Origin of the sequence: Cytobacillus dafuensis (assembly GCF_007995155.1) — a bacterium.
Lineage (GTDB): Bacteria > Bacillota > Bacilli > Bacillales > Cytobacillaceae > Cytobacillus > Cytobacillus dafuensis.
Genome location: NZ_CP042593.1, coordinates 4,882,385 through 4,901,877, shown reverse-complemented (window position 1 = coordinate 4,901,877; position 19,493 = coordinate 4,882,385). Strand labels below are relative to the sequence as shown.

The 19,493-nt window shown below is 37.8% G+C and carries 16 protein-coding genes and 3 tRNA genes; all 19 read left to right on the top strand.

Annotated features, from left to right (window positions below; genetic code table 11):
- Nucleotides 1-109: 109 nt before the first annotated feature.
- Nucleotides 110-1,210, top strand: coding sequence for a redox-regulated ATPase YchF (gene ychF, locus FSZ17_RS23165; RefSeq protein ID WP_057772407.1), 1,101 nt, complete (start codon nt 110-112; stop codon nt 1,208-1,210).
- Nucleotides 1,211-1,369: 159 nt separating this feature from the next.
- Nucleotides 1,370-2,293, top strand: a complete 924-nt coding sequence (locus FSZ17_RS23160) for an ABC transporter permease subunit (RefSeq protein ID WP_057772410.1) — start codon at nt 1,370-1,372, stop codon at nt 2,291-2,293.
- Nucleotides 2,294-2,303: 10 nt separating this feature from the next.
- Nucleotides 2,304-3,194, top strand: a complete 891-nt coding sequence (locus FSZ17_RS23155) for an ABC transporter permease (RefSeq protein WP_228460261.1) — start codon at nt 2,304-2,306, stop codon at nt 3,192-3,194.
- 195 nt (nt 3,195-3,389) lie between these two features.
- Complete coding sequence (locus FSZ17_RS23150; protein WP_057772414.1) at nt 3,390-5,030, top strand: PhoX family protein; 1,641 nt, start codon at nt 3,390-3,392, stop codon at nt 5,028-5,030.
- Between the two features lie 9 nt (nt 5,031-5,039).
- Nucleotides 5,040-5,216 (top strand): twin-arginine translocase TatA/TatE family subunit, encoded by a 177-nt coding sequence (locus FSZ17_RS23145; RefSeq protein WP_082625259.1) that lies wholly within the window; start codon nt 5,040-5,042, stop codon nt 5,214-5,216.
- 209 nt (nt 5,217-5,425) lie between these two features.
- On the top strand, nt 5,426-5,713 hold the full coding sequence (rpsF, locus tag FSZ17_RS23140) for a 30S ribosomal protein S6 (protein ID WP_057772416.1): 288 nt from the start codon (nt 5,426-5,428) through the stop codon (nt 5,711-5,713).
- A gap of 112 nt (nt 5,714-5,825) precedes the next feature.
- The gene (ssb, locus tag FSZ17_RS23135; protein WP_057772417.1) at nt 5,826-6,329 is read left to right on the top strand and encodes a single-stranded DNA-binding protein; all 504 of its coding nucleotides are present in this window, start codon (nt 5,826-5,828) and stop codon (nt 6,327-6,329) included.
- A gap of 53 nt (nt 6,330-6,382) precedes the next feature.
- Entirely contained in the window at nt 6,383-6,619 is a 237-nt protein-coding gene (gene rpsR / locus FSZ17_RS23130) for a 30S ribosomal protein S18 (protein WP_057773170.1), read from the top strand.
- Nucleotides 6,620-7,035: 416 nt separating this feature from the next.
- Nucleotides 7,036-9,033, top strand: a complete 1,998-nt coding sequence (locus FSZ17_RS23125) for a methyl-accepting chemotaxis protein (protein ID WP_057772418.1) — start codon at nt 7,036-7,038, stop codon at nt 9,031-9,033.
- Between the two features lie 133 nt (nt 9,034-9,166).
- Nucleotides 9,167-10,108: a YybS family protein gene (locus FSZ17_RS23120; protein ID WP_057772419.1), complete on the top strand. Its 942-nt coding sequence runs from the start codon at nt 9,167-9,169 to the stop codon at nt 10,106-10,108.
- Nucleotides 10,109-10,183: 75 nt separating this feature from the next.
- Nucleotides 10,184-12,157 carry a DHH family phosphoesterase gene (locus tag FSZ17_RS23115; protein ID WP_057772420.1) on the top strand — a complete coding sequence of 658 codons (1,974 nt, stop codon included), beginning with the start codon at nt 10,184-10,186 and terminating at the stop codon, nt 12,155-12,157.
- Entirely contained in the window at nt 12,154-12,603 is a 450-nt protein-coding gene (gene rplI, locus FSZ17_RS23110) for a 50S ribosomal protein L9 (RefSeq protein ID WP_057772421.1), read from the top strand. Before FSZ17_RS23115 ends, rplI begins: the two co-directional genes overlap by 4 nt.
- 233 nt (nt 12,604-12,836) lie before the next feature.
- Nucleotides 12,837-14,201: a replicative DNA helicase gene (dnaB, locus tag FSZ17_RS23105; protein ID WP_057772422.1), complete on the top strand. Its 1,365-nt coding sequence runs from the start codon at nt 12,837-12,839 to the stop codon at nt 14,199-14,201.
- A 243-nt stretch (nt 14,202-14,444) separates the two neighbouring features.
- Nucleotides 14,445-15,737, top strand: a complete 1,293-nt coding sequence (locus FSZ17_RS23100; protein ID WP_057772423.1) for an adenylosuccinate synthase — start codon at nt 14,445-14,447, stop codon at nt 15,735-15,737.
- Between the two features lie 509 nt (nt 15,738-16,246).
- Nucleotides 16,247-16,322: transfer RNA gene (locus FSZ17_RS23095), tRNA-Lys, on the top strand.
- 8 nt (nt 16,323-16,330) lie between these two features.
- Nucleotides 16,331-16,402: transfer RNA gene (locus FSZ17_RS23090), tRNA-Glu, on the top strand.
- Between the two features lie 222 nt (nt 16,403-16,624).
- Nucleotides 16,625-16,697 (top strand) — tRNA-Phe (locus FSZ17_RS23085).
- Nucleotides 16,698-17,091: 394 nt separating this feature from the next.
- On the top strand, nt 17,092-18,567 hold the full coding sequence (locus FSZ17_RS23080; protein WP_057772426.1) for a M23 family metallopeptidase: 1,476 nt from the start codon (nt 17,092-17,094) through the stop codon (nt 18,565-18,567).
- 210 nt (nt 18,568-18,777) lie between these two features.
- Complete coding sequence (gene yycF / locus FSZ17_RS23075) at nt 18,778-19,488, top strand: response regulator YycF (RefSeq protein WP_057772427.1); 711 nt, start codon at nt 18,778-18,780, stop codon at nt 19,486-19,488.
- The last annotated feature ends 5 nt before the right edge of the window (nt 19,489-19,493 follow it).

Genomic DNA, 19,493 nt, shown 5'->3' with positions numbered 1-19,493 from the left:
TAAACGGGTGCCTTGCGCTTTTCTGGATTACTCTCTATAATTGTGAGGGACTAAATGACTGAATGAAAGTTGATTTTAATAGATATTTATTATTTGAGGAGTGACATGGATGGCTTTAACAGCTGGGATTGTAGGGTTGCCGAATGTTGGGAAGTCTACGTTATTTAATGCTATTACCCAAGCGGGAGCGGAGTCTGCGAACTACCCGTTTTGTACAATTGATCCAAATGTAGGGATTGTAGAAGTACCAGATGAGCGCCTAAATAAACTAACTGAGCTTGTACAGCCGAAAAAAACAGTTCCGACGACATTTGAATTTACTGATATTGCTGGAATTGTAAAAGGGGCAAGTAAAGGAGAAGGTTTAGGAAATAAATTTCTATCACATATTCGTGAAGTAGACGCTATATGCCAAGTTGTTCGCTGCTTTGCGGATGATAATATTACCCATGTTTCAGGAAAAGTTGATCCGATTTCTGACATTGAAACGATTAACCTAGAGCTGATTTTGGCTGATCTTGAATCAGTTGAAAAGCGCATTGCTCGTGTTGGGAAATTGGCGAAGCAAAAAGATAAAGATTCGGTGTTTGAGCTTGAGATTCTTGAGAAGTTAAAAGAAGCCTTTGAAGCGGACAAGCCTGCTCGTACAGTTGAATTTACTGAGGAGCAAATGAAGGTTGCAAAGGGACTTCATCTTTTAACGATTAAACCTGTTCTATATGTAGCAAATGTTGGAGAAGACGATGTTTCAGATCCAAACTCAAATGAATATGTACAGCAAGTGAAAGAGTTTGCGAAGAATGATAATGCTGAAGTCATTGTTATTTGTGCAAAAATCGAGTCAGAAATTGCAGAGCTTGAAGGGGAAGAAAAAGAAATGTTCCTGCAAGAGCTTGGAATTGAAGAATCTGGACTTGATCAGTTAATTCGTTCTGCGTATCATCTTCTTGGCTTAGCGACTTATTTTACCGCAGGTGTTCAAGAAGTACGTGCATGGACGTTTAGAAAAGGAATGAAAGCTCCGCAATGTGCTGGGGTTATCCATTCCGATTTTGAAAGAGGCTTTATCCGTGCGGAAACGGTATCCTATGATGATTTATTATCTGCTGGCAATATGGTGGCTGCACGTGAAGCAGGTAATGTTCGATTAGAAGGAAAAGAATATATTGTTCAAGACGGAGATGTCATCCACTTCCGTTTCAATGTGTAAAAGGAAACTCTGCAGAAAATTTCTGCAGAGATTTTTTTTTGAAATTGTTGAAAAAAGTGATATTTATATAGAATTTTACGAAAATACAAAATTAATAGGAAATTCCCTTTTTATTTGTTATTATTTTGGAAGATAATGAGTGGAAAAAGGGGATTTTTTATGGATATTTCTAGAATTATCGTTAAAAATGTTTTGCTGTATATCATTATCCTAGCCGCTCTTCTTTTAATTGTGTTGTTTCCACGGAATCCTGCGCTTTCGGTTGGCGGGGGAAATGCCTTGACAGTAGAAATGGAATACCATTTTTCCTGGCAGGAGTATAAAAATAATATCGTTCAGTATTTGCAGCATGTCTGGAACGAAAAAAGCCTAGGAGATACTCGGCATGCTCGTTTAACTGTCGAGGATGAACTAAAGCGTTTTTTTCCTAACAGTGTAAAAATCATTTTACCAGCTTTTTTCCTTAGTCTAATTTTAGGAATAGGAAAGGGGATTTTTGATTATCGACATAAATTTAATAAGATGAATGTGCTTGGTAATGGTTTAACATGGCTTTTGCAATCCATCCCTGATTTTTTCATTGTTATCAGCCTTCAGTGGCTTGTCATTTTTATTTTTCCTTCAGTTCGTCTTTTTAGCCAATCTAACTGGTATGGTTTTTTGATACCAGCGCTTTTAGTGTCGATTTATCCAATGATGTATGTGGCAAGAATTACTTCATCTGCTCTATCGAATGAGGATGGTCAATATTATATTCAAGTTGCGAAGTCAAAAGGGCTTTCCATGTCAAAAGTGATTAATAAGCATATTTTACGTAATAGTATGAAAACGATATTAACCCATATGACTTCCTTGATGGTACATATTCTATCCAGTCTAATGATTGTTGAATATTTACTTGGTTATGAGGGGATGGCTTATCGATTGTTTACCGCTCTTGGTTTTAATATATCTGTTCATATGGGGTCATTTAGAGGATTTGAGCCTGGGATGATTATTGGGATTGGTCTATGTTTTTTGCTGCTGGTCTTACTTTCCCAGATTCTTGGCTTTATTATAAAAAAAAGTTTGCGTATTCCATAAGGGGGACATCGTGAGAAACTATTATTTAATAATCGGTATATTGCTGGCTGGGATTTTAGCCTTTTTCACATTTATTGGTCCATCCCTACCTTTTGTCGATTCGGAATTGAAAGGTGAACGGGTAGTTTTTCCTGAACCAGGAATCATTAAAACAGCTCCATTTCCTCCTTCTGAGAAGTTTCCTTTAGGCTCAGATCGGGATGGACGAGATTTATTGAGCTTATTAGTAATGGGAGCAAAAGATACCTTTATTCTTATCTTTTTGGTTGTCATCCTTCGATACATAGTGGCCATTCCTTTAGGCATGTTTGGAATGAAAAATAAAGGATTTTTTTCATGGATTATTAAGTGGTGGAACCAGCTATTTTCAAGCTTACCTGTTATTTTTACAACGGCATTAATTCTTACACTGCCATTTCTGATGTTTCATGAGCTTAGATTTTATTGGTCGATCGTCATTATTGCTCTTGTTGAGGTAGGAAGGGTGGGCTTAATTATTCAACAACAGGCATATTCCGTTTCTCAGCAGCCATTCATTGAGGCAGGGATTACCATTGGGGTAAAACCAATCAAAATGATGACATCACACTACTTTCCGAACCTTTTTCCAAGCATCATTGTGAATTTTTTTATTGATGCTGGCAGAGTCGCGATTCTGATTGGTCAATTAGCCATGATTAATGTGTTTATCACACAGGAGCTTGTGCAGCTTTCCTATGGGTACAGTGAAATTTTTAATACAAGTGGCGATTGGGCTACAATTATTCGTGAAGCACGAAGAGATGTGATAAGAGCATTTTGGATTCCCTTCTTTCCGATGCTGGCTATTGTCATTGCCACTCTGACTTTTAATATTCTTGGGGAAGGCATGCGACAGCATTTTAATCGACATTTGCAGTAGACAATGAAGGAGAAATATGGGTCCCTTTGCAAGAGGAATTGCAAAGGAACCCATATTTCTCTATTTTATTACAATAATTCTAAAATTTTTACAATTTCTTTAACCTTTTATAGCATCCCCTTAATAATCTCCCTTTAAGATTAATAACATACATAAGTTATTAATAGTTTAAAAAAGAAAATGAGGTGCTAAAGGATGACTGAGTTAAATAGGCGTAAGTTTTTAACGTATGTTGGGACAGGAGTTACAGCATTAACAGTGGCATCAACTGGTTTGGGTACATTTGCTCCAAGAGCAGAAGCGAAAGGAGTAGAGGCAGCATCACATCTTTTTGGATTCCAAAAAAAGGTATCTGGTCTGAATTTTAATCCAATTACCCCAACTGATAAGGATGATCTTGTTCTTGCAAAGGGGTATAAGTATGATGTTGTCGCTGCCTATGGTGATGTCATTAACAAAAATGGGGATACATTTGGCTTTAACAATGACTTTACTTTGTATTTTCCGATTGATGGAGATAATAGAGGTCTTCTATGGGTGAACCATGAATACTCTAGTGAACTATTTGTTCATGGAGCAAGAAACGCAAATGGTAAGTACACACCAGCCCAAATAGAGAAAATGCTATATACTCAAGGAGGTTCTATTATTGAGGTATATAGAGATAAGGACGGCGTCTGGAGAATGGATACGAACTCTAAGTATGCTCGTCGTATTACTGGGCTAACACCATTTCAGTTAACAGGTCCTGCAAAGGGATCAAATACAGTTGGTTCAGCAACTAATGTACAAGGTACATTTGCTAACTGTTCGGGTGGAATGACATTATGGGGAACAGTTTTATCAGCAGAGGAAAACTTTGAGGACACAGCGAAGGATGCTGGATTGAATGATACGCATTATGGATGGATCGTTGAAATTGATCCATTTGATCCAAACTTTAAACCACGCAAGCATACAGCATTAGGACGTTTTAATCATGAAAATGCGGCTGTCGGCTTAACGAATGATAATCGTGTAGTTGTCTATATGGGTGATGATAAAAAAGATGCATGTGTTTATAAGTTTATCAGTAAAAATAAATATGTTGCATCAAGAGGAAAAGCGAATGCGGATTTACTAGAAGAAGGAACATTATATGTAGCGGATATGGGAAAAGGAACATGGGTACCATTAACAATCGATAATGTTCGCAAAGCAGCAAAGGATAAAAAGGAGATTTTAGACAAGTATAAGACGCAGGCTGATGTTGTTGTATACTGTCATGAGGCTGCACTATTAGTTGGTGGAACTCCAACAGACCGTCCAGAAGATGTGGAAATTAGTCCTTTTGATAAGACTGTCTTTATTGCTCATACTAATAACGATAAACATGGAAATTTCCATGGACATATTACTAGATTCCTAGAATCCAACGATGATCTCGGAGCTCTTACTTTTGATTTTGAAATTTTTGCAGCAGGTGGAAAACAAAGTGGATTTAGTGCACCGGATAATTTAACATTTGATAGTTTAGGAAACTTATGGACGGTTACTGATATATCTTCAAGTAAATTAAATAGTGGAATTTATAAGCACTTTGCAAATAATGGAATGTTTGTCATTCCGACTATTGGTGAGAATACCGGAGAAGCCTTCCAATTTGCTTCAGCCCCTAGGGAAGCAGAATTAACTGGTCCAAGCTTCACGCCAAATGAAACAACGTTATTCATATCTATCCAGCATCCTGGAGAAGAGACAGATGACTTAAAAAAACCAACAAGTATGTGGCCGCATAGAAAAGGAGATTCCATTCCTCGTCCAGGTGTTGTAGCTATTACTGGATTTAAGTATTAGGAGGATACTATGCTATCAAATATCGGTATTCCAGGACTAATCCTGGTTTTAGTACTAGCACTTATCATTTTTGGTCCATCAAAGCTACCTGAAATAGGAAAAGCATTTGGGACGACATTAAAAGAGTTCAAGAAATCAACTCGTGAACTTGTTTCAGACGAAAATCAAAACGAAGATAAAAAATGAGATAAAAAGGAAGGGAATTTCAATTTCCCTTCCTTTTAATATTGCAGTATTCTTCGAAATGAATCATCCTTTGATAAAGCTTGTATTTTGAAGTAAAGCATGCATTGCAAAAATGGTTATTATATGCTATAATTTCATCTTGTGAGTAATGAACAATTGCTCCTTGCCCTTTTGAAAAGGGCCGCTTAGACCAAAAGGAGGTGAAAGTGATGAGAAAGTACGAAATTATGTACATCATCCGCCCAAATATTGAAGATGAGGCTAAAAAAGCTCTAATTGAGCGTTTTAACTCAATCTTAACTGAAAATGGTGCGGAATTGAATGAAGCAAAAGATTGGGGTAAGCGCCGTTTAGCTTACGAAATCAATGATTTCCGCGATGGCTACTACCAATTAGTAAATGTTAATGCTGAAGCTACAGCTGTTGACGAGTTCTCTCGTTTAGCGAAAATCAGCGAAGACATTATCCGTCATATCGTAATTAAAGATGAGAAATAATAGATAAACACTTTTAACTATGAGAGTTCAAAAAGGAGGACAACCTGACTTTTTGAACATTCTCTAAAATGTTCCATGTGAAACAATAGTTGGAAGAAAGGAGTTGATTCTGATGATGAACCGCGTTGTTCTTGTCGGACGTTTGACAAAGGATCCTGATCTACGATACACACCAAATGGAGTAGCGGTTGCTTCATTCACTCTTGCTGTTAATCGTACATTTACGAACCAACAGGGTGAACGAGAAGCTGATTTTATTAACTGTGTTGTTTGGAGAAAGGCAGCTGAAAATGTAGCGAACTTCTTAAAGAAGGGAAGCCTTGCAGGTGTTGATGGAAGAATTCAAACTCGCAGCTTTGAAGGTCAGGATGGAAAACGTGTATATATAACAGAGGTTATGGCTGAAAGTGTTCAATTCCTCGAGCCGCGTAATAGCGCTCGAGCAGAAGGTGGAAATTTCGGTGCACCTAGAGATCAGGATTTCCCATTTGGAAATAACAATAATCAGAATCAACAAAATAACAGAAATAATCAAGGGTATACACGTGTAGATAACGATCCATTTGCAAATGACGGTGGCCAAATCGACATTTCAGATGATGATCTGCCGTTCTAACCTGATTTATTTTTGAACGAAATAATCAATAAAGGAGGGAAAACACAATGGCTATGGGAGGACGTAGAGGCGGCCGTGCAAAGCGCCGTAAAGTTTGCTTCTTTACTGCAAACGGAATCACTCACATCGATTACAAAGATGTAGATTTACTAAAAAAATTCATCTCTGAGCGCGGTAAAATTTTACCTCGCCGTGTAACTGGTACAAACGCTAAATACCAACGTAAATTAACTGTTGCGATTAAGCGTGCACGTACTATGGCATTATTACCATATGTTGCAGGTGAATAATCTCTAATAATCAAAAGCACAACAAGGATATAAAGTCCTGTTGTGCTTTTTTTATTTCTCATGTTTTTTTGACACATCAATAAATATATCGGCAATGAATTAGGATAAGGGTGGAGAATGGTATCCCCAACCCAATTATCATACTCCTCATATTACCCTTCCTTTACTCTGCTATAAGAAATCCATTAAAAACCATATATATATTACTCTGATTATTCTCGAAATTAAAAATTTTGAATCAAAATATAAAGCTTTGTTTTTATGTTACTATTATCATGGTAAAAATGTAGGTGTGTTTATTGACAAACTCAAGGCGGCGTAAGCGAATTATAGTCTTTCTTAACTATAAATAAGTTCATGTTTGCAAAGTCCCCACCCTATTTATCATATTTTATACATATTAGTGGAGGAAGGGTATGCTTAAATCAATTAAAGCCAAAATTATTTTATTATTTGTCCTGCTCTTAATTGTCACTTTGTCAACTGTTTCGGTTTTTGTCGGCTACCAAACAAAATCACAGTTCGAAGAAGATGTTGTTCAGCAAACAAAAAGTATTGTCTCAGAAATGAATAATACAATTGAATTATTTGCTAAGTCTTATTCAAATAGCATTCAGTATTTAGCTGCATCTCAGCAAGTATTAGATTTTGTAAAATTTGCAGAAAATACTGAGAACAGCCAAGCATCAGCAGATTTAGAAAAAGAATTTAAAAATTTCATTGATAAGTATGAGAGTGTCACTTCCATTTATGCAGCAAGCGAAAATAATTTAAAAATCATTCCGGCTGCTGATTTAGGCTCAGATTTTGATCCAACAACAAGAGATTGGTATAAAAATGCAGCCGCTAACCCAGGTGAAATTATTTGGAGTGAGCCCTATGAGGACCCAGCTTCAAAGAGTTATGTGGTGACTGCTTCCTATGCTGTCAAAGAAGGCTCTAAAGTCATTGGGGTTGTTGGATTAGATATCCAACTAAAGAATATTACGAATATGATCAGTAAATTGGAAATAGGCTATAATGGCTATCCATTTATTTTTTCAAAAGAAGGAGTAGCAATTGTTCATCCTTCTAAACAGAGTGAAAACCTTTCGGACCTTCCTTTTATTAAGACTATGTACGAGGATCAGGACGGGGAGGGCGTTGTTGACTATGAATTTGAAGACGATGATAAGCTACTTGTTTATCATACGGTTCCAAGTACTTCATGGAAGATTGGAACAGCTTATTCCTATAAAGATCTGCTCGAGAGTGCAAAGAGCATTCAAATAGACATCTTGATTATCTCTATCATTGCGCTCGTTATTGCAGTTGTTGTTACCTATTATGTATCAGCGAAGATTACGAAACCAATTTTCATCTTGAAAAAGGCTGTTAAGCAAGTGGCAGATGGAAATTTAACGGTGAAAGCAAATATCTCTTCTAAAGATGAGATAGGCGAATTAAGCCTCGATTTTAACGATATGGTTGATAATATGAAATCATTGCTGACAGTTGTTCAAACATCCGTTAATAATGTAACCATATCAGCTGAAAGCTTAAGTGCTGTATCTGAAGAAACGAATGCTTCCAATGAGGAAATTGCAGCTGCCATTAATGAAATTGCCAAAGGGGCTACACAGTCTGCAACGGAGGCGGAAACAGCCCATACGTTATCAGGTCAATTAAATAATCAAATTAATGATATTAGTCATCATACAGGTCAAATGAATTCTTTGGCTGAGAAAGCGGATGAAATAAATCGTTCTGGTATCAATCAAATTAGCCAATTAAAAGGATCGTTCGAAACATCGAAGGGCTTCCTTGATTCAATGGAAAATGTTATTCATGACTTAGAGAATAAAATAAAACAAATTGAAATGGTATTGTCCACAATTACAGATATAAGCTCGCAAACGAATTTATTAGCGTTAAATGCAAGCATTGAAGCAGCTCGCGCTGGCGAACATGGAAAAGGGTTTGCAGTTGTGGCTGAAGAGGTTAGAAAGCTTGCAGAGCAGTCTGTTGTAGCAACAGATGAAGTGAAGAAAACGATCACGGATATTCAAAATGGTGCACTCTTAGCCGTGGATTCGATGAGCAAAACAATGGAAACCTTTGATCAGCAATCAAAGGTTGTTCATGAAACCGAAATGAATTTCCACTCTATATCTGATCTAGTTGAGAAAATGAAGAAGTCTATCATCTATATTTATTCTCAGGTTGATCAAGTGACTGAAAATACGGGTGAAGTTGTAAGCAGCATTCAAAGCATGGCAGCCATGTCAGAAGAGGCTGCAGCGTCTTGTGAGGAAGTGAGTGCCTCTACGGATGAGCAAGTCAAAGCCTTCCAAACAGTTGCAGAATCAGCAGAGAAATTAACAGAGCTTAGTAATGAATTAGAAGCAGTAGTGAATAAATTTAAGCTGAAATAGTAGATGAAGGGGTATCGATTAGATATCCCTTTTTCGCTGCTTAGGGAAGTTTGGTGTTAAAAGTTGAATCGAACAATAATACTAGCTAAAATAGATTTTATGGGTGAAAAATCCCGGTTTAAGGGGTGAGATATTGAGAAATGTACATAAGTTAACAGAAGGTGCTGTTTTATTAGCTGCTTTCGCTGTTTTATTGTTAATAACGATCTATATTCCATTTTTAGGAATCGTCAGCAATTTATTTTTAGCCGTTCCTTTTATTTTATTTGGCACAAAAAATACGCGCATGTATGCAATCGTTTTTCTCATTGCTTCTCTCATGATTTCGTTAATCGTGGGAACAGTTCTAGCCATTCCGCTGACCCTTTCCTTTGGATTGACTGGGCTCGTCATAGGGCAATTAATCAAGGAGGGAAAAAGTCGAACCGTCTCGTTTATTGCATCTACTCTTGTTTTCCTCATAACTCTATTATTACAATATGCAGTTGCCGTTGTTTTTTTCAACATAAACTTTATTGAAGACATTATGAGTATGATGACGGAAGCATTCAATCGGTCGAAGAGTATGCTAGAGGCTTTTGGCCAAAATTCAACAGGAGACGTCATGGATCAATTTGAAGCAGCGTTAAAGATGCTTGAGTCACTGACACCAAGCCTGTTTGTATTAGCCTCCTTATTTGCTGTCATATTGATCGAACTAGTTTCATTTCCAGTTGTCAAAAGATTTGGCGTCAAGGTGGAGAGCTGGAAGCCATTCAGAGAGATCGTCTTTCCTAAAAGTATTCTATGGTATTATTTAGTCACTATTTTGGCCTCTTTTGCCATTAAGCCTGAGGAAGGAAGCTATTGGTTTTTAGCGTTAGTCAATATTAGCTTTATCCTTCAGCTTTTGATGGTGCTGCAAGGCTTATCATTTATTTTCTATATTTGTTATAAAAAAGGCATGTCAAAGGGAATTCCTATTATTGCAACAGTCTTCACTTTCATTCTTCCAATTTTTCTTTATATTGTGCGGATATTAGGTATAATTGACTTAGGGTTTGATCTAAGAAAGAGATTAGAAAAGAGTGAGTAAATGTATGTTCAAGAGGAGGACTATTTCCTTAGACGCTGACCATCCTCTAAACACTATTGTTTGGGAGCTGAAAGCATGCCTTCATTTTTAGAAAAGCGGTCCATTCGTTATCCAATCTTTGGATTGATAGGCATTATTGTGGTGCTTCTCGGAGTATTGGCGTATTTTAACTGGATTATTAGTATCATTGGGGTTCTTCTAGCTGTTCTGCCCTTTTACTTTATTTTTAAAATGGACTATAAACAGAAAAAGGAGACCGAGGAGTATATATCCACTTTATCTTATCGGGTAAAAAAAGTCGGTGAAGAGGCTCTCTTGGAAATGCCGATTGGAATTATGCTGATTAATGATGATTATTACATCGAATGGACAAATCCATTTTTAACGTCATGTTTTGATGAAGATACGTTAGTAGGAAGATCTCTTTATGATGTGGCCGATTTGCTTATTCCATTAATCAAGCAAGAAGTGGAAACGGAAATCATTACTCTTCATGATCGGAAATTCCGTGTTATTCTAAAGCTTGAAGAGCGCCTGCTTTATTTTTTTGATGTGACAGAACAAACAGAAATTGAAAAGCTGTATCAAGAAGAAAGAACTGTACTATCCATAATCTTTTTAGATAACTATGATGAATTAACGCAAGGAATGGATGACCAGACAAGAAGCAGCCTGAATAGTATTGTGACATCTATTTTGAATAAATGGGCGACAGATAATGGAGTCTTTCTAAAGAGAATATCTTCTGAAAGATTTATTGCTGTCTTTAATGAACATATTCTTCACCTACTTGAGAAAGGGAAATTTTCCATTCTTGATGACGTTAGAGAGACAACATCTAAGCATAATGTTCCATTAACCTTAAGTATTGGAGTCGGTACAGGTGTATCCTCGCTTCCTGAACTCGGTGTTTTGGCACAATCAAGTCTTGATTTAGCCTTAGGGCGTGGTGGGGATCAAGTGGCCATTAAACAGACAAATGGGAAGGTAAAGTTTTACGGAGGAAAAACAAATCCAGTCGAGAAGAGGACACGTGTGCGTGCCCGTGTAATTGCTCATGCTTTAAAAGAGCTAATCACTGAGAGTGATAAGGTTATAATTATGGGTCATCGAAATCCAGATATGGATGCAATTGGAGCGGCCATTGGAATTCGAAAAATTGCTCAAATGAACCAGCGAGAGGGTTATGTTGTCCTTAATCCAAACGATAATGATACGGGCATTCAAAGGCTAATGACAGAAATTCAAAAGAATGAATCGATGTATTCGAAGTTTATTACGCCTGCGCAAGCGTTAGAAATAGCAACAAACAATACGTTATTGGTCATTGTGGATACGCATAAGCCATCTATGGTTATTGAGGAAAAATTAATTCAAAAAATAGATCATGTTGTCGTAATCGATCATCATCGCCGAGCGGAAGAATTTATTCATAATCCATTGCTTGTATATATGGAGCCATATGCCTCTTCAACGGCGGAGCTAGTGACGGAGCTGCTTGAGTACCAACCTAAATTTGCAAAGGTTGAAATGCTTGAAGCGACTGCTCTATTAGCAGGAATAATCGTCGATACAAAGAGCTTCTCATTAAGGACTGGTTCAAGAACCTTTGACGCGGCATCTTACCTACGTGCTCTAGGGGCTGATACAGTACTCGTGCAGAAATTTTTAAAAGAGGATGTAGATACGTACATCAGACGAGCGAAATTAATTGAAAAGGTGTACTTTTATCGTGAGGGTATTGCGATTGCAAAGGGGCAGCCGGATCAGGAATTTAATCAAGTGTTAATCGCACAAACGGCTGATACTTTATTAACAATGGATGGTGTTCTTGCTTCCTTTGTCATTTCGAAACGATCAGAGCATTCTGTTGGCGTTAGCGCCCGATCATTAGGAGATATAAATGTTCAAGTTATTATGGAAAGTCTTAATGGCGGAGGACATTTAACGAATGCAGCCACCCAGCTTACAGATCTTTCAGTGGATGAAGTGGAAATGCAATTACAAGCTGCTATTGACGAATATTTGGAAGGGAGAAAAAAGGAATGAAGGTTATTTTCTTAAAAGATGTTAAAGGAAAAGGAAAAAAAGGCGAAGTGAAAAATGTAGCAGATGGCTATGCACAAAACTTTCTTGTTAAACAGGGCCTAGCCGTAGAAGCAAATCAGGCAAATGTTAGCACATTAAATGCTCAAAAGAAAAAAGAAGAAAAGCTTGCTGCAGAAGAGCTTGCTGATGCGAAGAAACTAAAGGAAAAAATGGATAAAATTACATTAGAATTCTCAACAAAAGCTGGAGAAGGCGGTCGTTTATTCGGTTCTATTACGAGTAAGCAAATTGCGGAGGAGCTCCAAAAGGCTCACAATATAAAAATTGATAAACGAAAAATTGAACTGCCTGATGCAATCCGTTCATTAGGCTATACAAAGGTTCCTGTTAAGCTTCACTCAGAAGTAACATCTACATTAAATGTCCATGTAAAAGAAGCAAACTAAATTTGGAAGTTCCATTTCCAAATAAACATGATAGAATGAAATAGCATGAAAAAATGTGATCGGTTCTCGCTGGTCACTTTTTTTCTAAGCTTATTAATTATTGGTGAAAGCTACCAACATGAATAGATTACTTGTACAGGATGTGCTGACGTCGATGTTCGCCACAGGACGTGGCGGTCCTTAGTCGATGTTCCATTAGGCGCTTCTGCATTTCTAATAAGGAGGTTAATAAGATGAGTGAATTGTTAGCTGATCGCCTTCCACCGCAGAATTTGGAAGCGGAGCAGGCGGTTCTTGGTGCTATATTTCTTGAGCCATCTTCCCTCACTTTAGCTTCTGAAATATTGATTCCTGAGGATTTTTACCGCGCAGCCCACCAAAAGATCTTTAACGTCATGTTAAAGCTGAATGATGAAGGGAAAGCGGTAGATTTAATTACAGTTACGGAGGAGCTTGGAGCAGCAAAGCTTCTGGAGGACACTGGCGGCGTTAGTTATTTAAGTGAGCTGGCTGGGTCTGTTCCGACAGCTGCGAATATCGAATATTACGCAAAAATTGTTGAGGAAAAATCTTTGCTGCGCAGACTTATCCGTACTGCAACAGGGATTGCTCAAGATGGATATGCTCGTGAGGATGAGGTTGAGGCTCTTTTAGGTGAAGCGGAAAAGAGTATCCTAGAAGTGGCTCAACGTAAAAATGCAGGAGCCTTTCATAATATTAAGGATGTACTTGTTCGCACCTACGATAATATCGAAATCATGCATAACCGCAAGGGCGATATTACCGGAATTCCAACAGGATTTACGGAGCTTGATAAAATGACAGCGGGCTTCCAGCGCAATGATTTGATTATTGTCGGCGCCCGTCCTTCCGTCGGTAAAACAGCCTTTGCCTTAAATATTGCTCAAAATGTTGCCACAAAGACAGGAGAAAATGTCGCGATTTTCAGTCTTGAAATGGGTGCAGAGCAGCTTGTTATGAGGATGCTCTGTGCGGAAGGAAATATTGATGCACAAAGACTCCGGACAGGTTCGCTTACAGACGAAGATTGGGGTAAGCTGACAATGGCGATGGGCAGTCTTTCAAATGCCGGTATTTTTATTGATGATACACCAGGTGTACGGATTACGGAAATCCGTTCGAAATGCCGCCGCTTAAAACAGGAGCATGGTCTGGGTATGATTTTAATCGACTATCTACAGCTAATTCTCGGAAGTGGGCGGTCAGGAGAAAATCGTCAGCAGGAAGTATCGGAAATTTCACGTTCATTAAAACAATTGGCTCGTGAATTACAGATTCCGGTCATTGCTCTTTCTCAGCTTTCCCGTGGAGTGGAGCAGCGTCAGGATAAAAGGCCAATGATGTCAGATATTCGTGAATCGGGAAGTATTGAGCAGGACGCTGATATCGTTGCATTTTTATATCGTGATGATTATTATGACAAAGAATCAGAGAATAAAAATATTATTGAGATCATCATTGCTAAGCAGCGTAATGGTCCTGTTGGTACTGTATCGCTTGCATTCGCTAAAGAATATAATAAATTCGTAAACTTAGAGAGACGGTTTGATGATTCTGCTGTTCCTCCTGGTGCGTAGAGAACTAGTTTAATAGCTAGTTCTTTTTTTATTTTCATAATTTGGAATATTTACGAACAAATTTTCATATTTTCATTGGAAATGTTCGTGTTTTGTTGACTTTTGGTTGTATAAATTGATAAAATGAGAATGTTTGAAATGGATATAAGAAAACACCACTTATTGTGGTGATGCATGAAATAGAACGTTTTGTACATGATAGAGCTGGACAAAATGATTAGGAAATTCGGAGGTGCTTTTAATATGTCATCAGTAGTTGTAGTTGGAACACAGTGGGGAGACGAAGGGAAAGGAAAAATTACCGATTTCTTATCTGAGAATGCTGAAGTTATTGCACGTTATCAAGGTGGAAATAATGCTGGTCATACGATTAAGTTTAATGGTGAAACTTACAAGCTGCATTTAATTCCATCAGGAATTTTTTACAAAGATAAAATAAGCGTAATTGGAAATGGAATGGTTGTAGACCCGAAAGCTCTAGTTAAGGAACTTGCCTACCTTCACGATAAAGGAGTTACAACTGATAACCTTCGTATTAGCAATCGTGCCCATGTTATCCTACCATATCATTTAAAATTAGATGAGGTTGAAGAAGAAAGCAAAGGCGCGAATAAAATAGGAACGACTAAAAAGGGAATTGGCCCTGCTTATATGGATAAAGCTGCTCGTATCGGAATCCGAATTGCCGATTTATTAGATCGTGAAGTTTTTGAAGAGAAGCTTGCCCGTAATCTTGAAGAAAAGAATCGATTATTCGAGCGCATATATGAAACACAAGGATTTACGAAAGAGGAATTTTTAGACGAATATTATGAGTATGGCCAGCAGATTAAGCAATATGTGTGTGATACATCTGTTGTTCTTAATGATGCTCTTGATGAAGGCCGCAGAGTCCTTTTTGAAGGAGCACAAGGTGTCATGCTTGATATTGACCAAGGTACGTACCCATTCGTTACCTCTTCAAACCCTGTTGCTGGAGGTGTCACAATCGGTTCTGGTGTGGGTCCTTCGAAAATTAAGCATGTTGTCGGAGTATGTAAAGCTTATACAACACGTGTTGGTGATGGCCCATTCCCAACAGAGCTTGATAATGAAATCGGTCATCAAATCCGTGAAGTCGGCCGTGAATATGGTACGACAACAGGTCGTCCGCGCCGTGTTGGCTGGTTCGATAGTGTCGTTGTTCGCCATGCTCGCCGTGTAAGTGGTCTTACAGATTTATCTTTAAACTCAGTCGACGTCTTAACAGGCATTGAAACACTGAAAATCTGTGTCGCTTATCGTTATAAAGGGGAAGTGATTGAAGAATTCCCAGCAAGCTTAAAGGTTTTAGCTGAATGTGAGCCTGTATATGAAGAACTGCCAGGATGGACAGAGGATATTACTGGCTGTAAATCATTAGACGAGCTTCCTGCAAATGCCCGTCATTACATTGAGCGTGTATCTCAATTAACTGGTATTCCGCTTTCAATCTTCTCAGTTGGTCCTGACCGCACACAGACAAACGTAGTGAGAAGCCCTTGGCGTCAAAACTAAGAGGGATAAATTGAAAAAAAGCTGTTCATAGAGCAAAACCGCAGTGCAATTCAAAAGAGAATATGCACTGCGGTTTTATTTTTATTCTTTGTAAATGTTGATCTATGCTTAAAGTTTGATCGTTTCCGAATAAGGATTAATCGTTCCTGTGAAAAAGAAAAAAGAGAGAAATCGGTCACAAATAAAGAATAATCGTTTCCGTGAAGAAAAAAAGGGGAGATTTCAGTCACAAATAATGCCAAATCCTACCCATAAATTAGAAAAAAAAGATACCGTGCATGATGAAAATATCTCTCTACCTCTTAATTATGGATACAAGTTGAATGCTAACCTACATGTCTGGTAAAAAATTATTTGGTGGAAAATGAGAATACAAGGTCAAAAAGAAAATAGGACATTCAAATGAGATGCCCTACTCTTATTAATTGTTATTAATTTATTTTTTAAAAAGGCATTGCACTCTTATATAACTCTATGATAATATAAAAAGCGTCGTCATAAAAGTATACGAGCCATTAGCTCAGTCGGTAGAGCATCTGACTTTTAATCAGAGGGTCGAAGGTTCGAGTCCTTCATGGCTCACCATTTTTTTAGGCCCGTTGGTCAAGCGGTTAAGACACCGCCCTTTCACGGCGGTAACACGGGTTCGAATCCCGTACGGGTCATGGCAATGACAAATCAGTAAGCGGCTGGCAAGGACGGCCTCCTTGCTGATTGGTCATAATATACATAATTGGCTCAGTAGCTCAGTCGGTAGAGGATTGCGAAAGATTGCAGTCCAAAGCATAACCTCCCCGAATAGCAAGCTGTAGCAATCTGCGACAAATCACGCAGAGATTTGAAGCACAGTACGACTACAAACATCATTTAGGAAACAATATTATATTGGCTCAGTAGCTCAGTCGGTAGAGCAAAGGACTGAAAATCCTTGTGTCGGCGGTTCGATTCCGTCCTGAGCCATCAAATAACGCAAACAAAAAGGAGTATGATAAAATTCATACTCCTTTTTGTTACAAAAATGTAATAGATCTAATAGTTTTTCATAGTCAGCTTTCTCTCTACTTTACAATCTTCTCTACAATCTCCGTCCCAAAAAAACCTTATAAACCCAATAGTATTAGGATTAATTTACTATTATTCTTCTTTTTTCTGACAAATAACGGCATTGTTTTTTTGGAAAAATGGTAATAAATTGTCATCAATTATACATTTCTGTTACATTATCAAGTCTACTAGTCAATTGGAATCGATTTATGGTAGAATATAGAAGTGTCAAATTTTTCTTGAATTAAAAAATAGTTACATAGCACTATATGAAAGTGTATTTGTTGCCGTAGTCTAGGAGGATGTAACAATGCAAGATTCATCTAATAACTTTACAAAAATAAAAAATCATACATATAAAAATTTTAAATTCGCATTAAAAAAGATTGCAATTACGTCTATTGCTATAGCTGGGATCACATTTGCTGCGGGTGCTTCTGCTCATGCTAGTACCGAAAATCTAACAACTGTCTATTATGTTTATGTAGATGATCAATATATAGGCACCGTTACAGATAAAAGCAAAATTGAAAGCTTAATAGACCAGAAGGTAGAAGAGGAGCAATCTCTTTATCAGAATTTGAATCTATCATTGAATTCAGAAGTGTCTTTCATTCCAGAGCAAGTATTCCATGCTAACTCTGTAGCAAATAATTCACAAGTAGCCGAAGAGATTGTGAAGGAAATTAATGTACAAGCAGATGCTACAGCTCTAGTTATTGGTGGAAAGCCGGTTGCCTATGTTGAAAATAAAGATAAGGCAAAGGAAGTTCTTGATCAGCTTAAATTGAAATATGTTTCAGAGGCTGAATTGAAAGCAGTAGAGGCAAAAAAAGCCGCTGATACGGCTACATTACCACCGTTAAAGGAAAATGAATCTCGTATTTTAGACGTTCGACTGTCTGAAGAAGTTTCAACTTTCGATGAAAAAATTGAACCAGCTAAAATTATGTCTGTTGAAAATGCGGTCAAGCTTCTCGAAAAAGGCTCATTAGAAGAAGTTAAGTATAAAGTAAAAGAAGGGGATGTGCTTGGTGGAATTGCCCAAGCTCATAATCTAACTACGAAACAGCTTCTATCTATTAACCCTGGATTAACAGAGGAATCAACTCTGCAAATTGACCAGGAATTGAATGTGACGGTTTTAAAACCATTTGTTCAAGTTATTGTTGACAAGGAATACTTTACTAAAGAAGTCATGCCATTTGAAAAAGAAGTAGAAGAAACTGAATCTATGTTTAAAGGCGATACAAAAGTAAAGCAAGAAGGGAAAGATGGGGTGCGTGCAGCAACCTATCGCATTTCTGAACAAAATGGACAAGTCATTACGAAGAAATTATCAAAAGAAGAAGTTCTTCAACAGCCAGTTAAACATATTGTTCTAAAAGGGACGAAGGTTATTCCGTCTCGAGGTGATGGCAACTTTATATGGCCAACAGGTGGCGGATATATTTCAAGCGATGTTGGATATCGTTGGGGAAGAATGCATAAAGGACTCGATATTGCAAGGCCGAGTGATCGTACAATTAAAGCAGCTGATAATGGGGTCGTTGTTTCTGCAGGCTATGATGGCAGCTTCGGAAATAAAATTGTCATCGACCATCAAAATGGCTACCGTACCATTTACGCTCATCTTGCATCAATAAGTGTGAATCCAGGCCAGGTCGTATCAAAGGGTTCTAAAATTGGGGTTATGGGATCTACAGGAAATTCAACAGGTGTCCATCTACACTTTGAACTTTATAAAAATGGAAGCCTACAAAATCCATTAGATTATATTCGCTAATTTTTAACCATCCAAGTCTCTAGTTTCGGAACTAGAGGCTTTTCTTTTTCAAAGCAATCCCTAAATTTACCTTGACTTATTGAAGGCTCTGCCATCTAAAATAGATGAATTCACATTTATAACATGTTAAAGTAAAATTGAGAACATACATGGATAAAACGAAAATCTAATAGATCCAAATAAATTAATATATTTGAAAAGGAGAAACCTATGGAAAGAAAAATTCTAGTAGTAGATGATGAGAAGCCAATTGCGGATATTTTGCAATTTAACTTGAAAAAAGAAGGCTTTGAAGTGTTCTGTTCGTACGATGGAAATGATGCGCTAGAGAAGGTAGAAGAAATTAAGCCAGATTTGATTCTGCTTGATATAATGCTTCCGCAAAGAGACGGAATTGAGGTTTGCCGTGAAGTAAGGAAAAAATATGATATGCCGATCATTATGCTGACGGCAAAGGATTCAGAGATTGATAAAGTCATTGGGCTAGAGCTTGGTGCCGATGATTATGTGACGAAGCCATTTAGCACGAGAGAGCTCATTGCTCGAATTAAGGCTAATTTAAGGCGACACTCTCAAATTACTGCAAATACAGCTGAGGAGGAGGAAACAAACGAAATTACGGTTGGCTCCTTGATCATTCATCCTGATGCCTATATTGTTTCCAAGCGTGGGGAATCGATTGAGCTGACTCATCGTGAGTTTGAGCTACTCCATTACTTGGCTAAGCATATTGGCCAAGTGATGACACGGGAGCATCTGCTTCAAACTGTATGGGGCTACGATTATTACGGAGATGTTCGTACAGTCGATGTAACGGTCAGACGCCTTCGTGAAAAAATAGAGGATAACCCAAGTCATCCCACATGGATCGTCACGAGAAGGGGAGTTGGGTATTATTTAAGAAATCCTGAACAGGAGTAAGGACA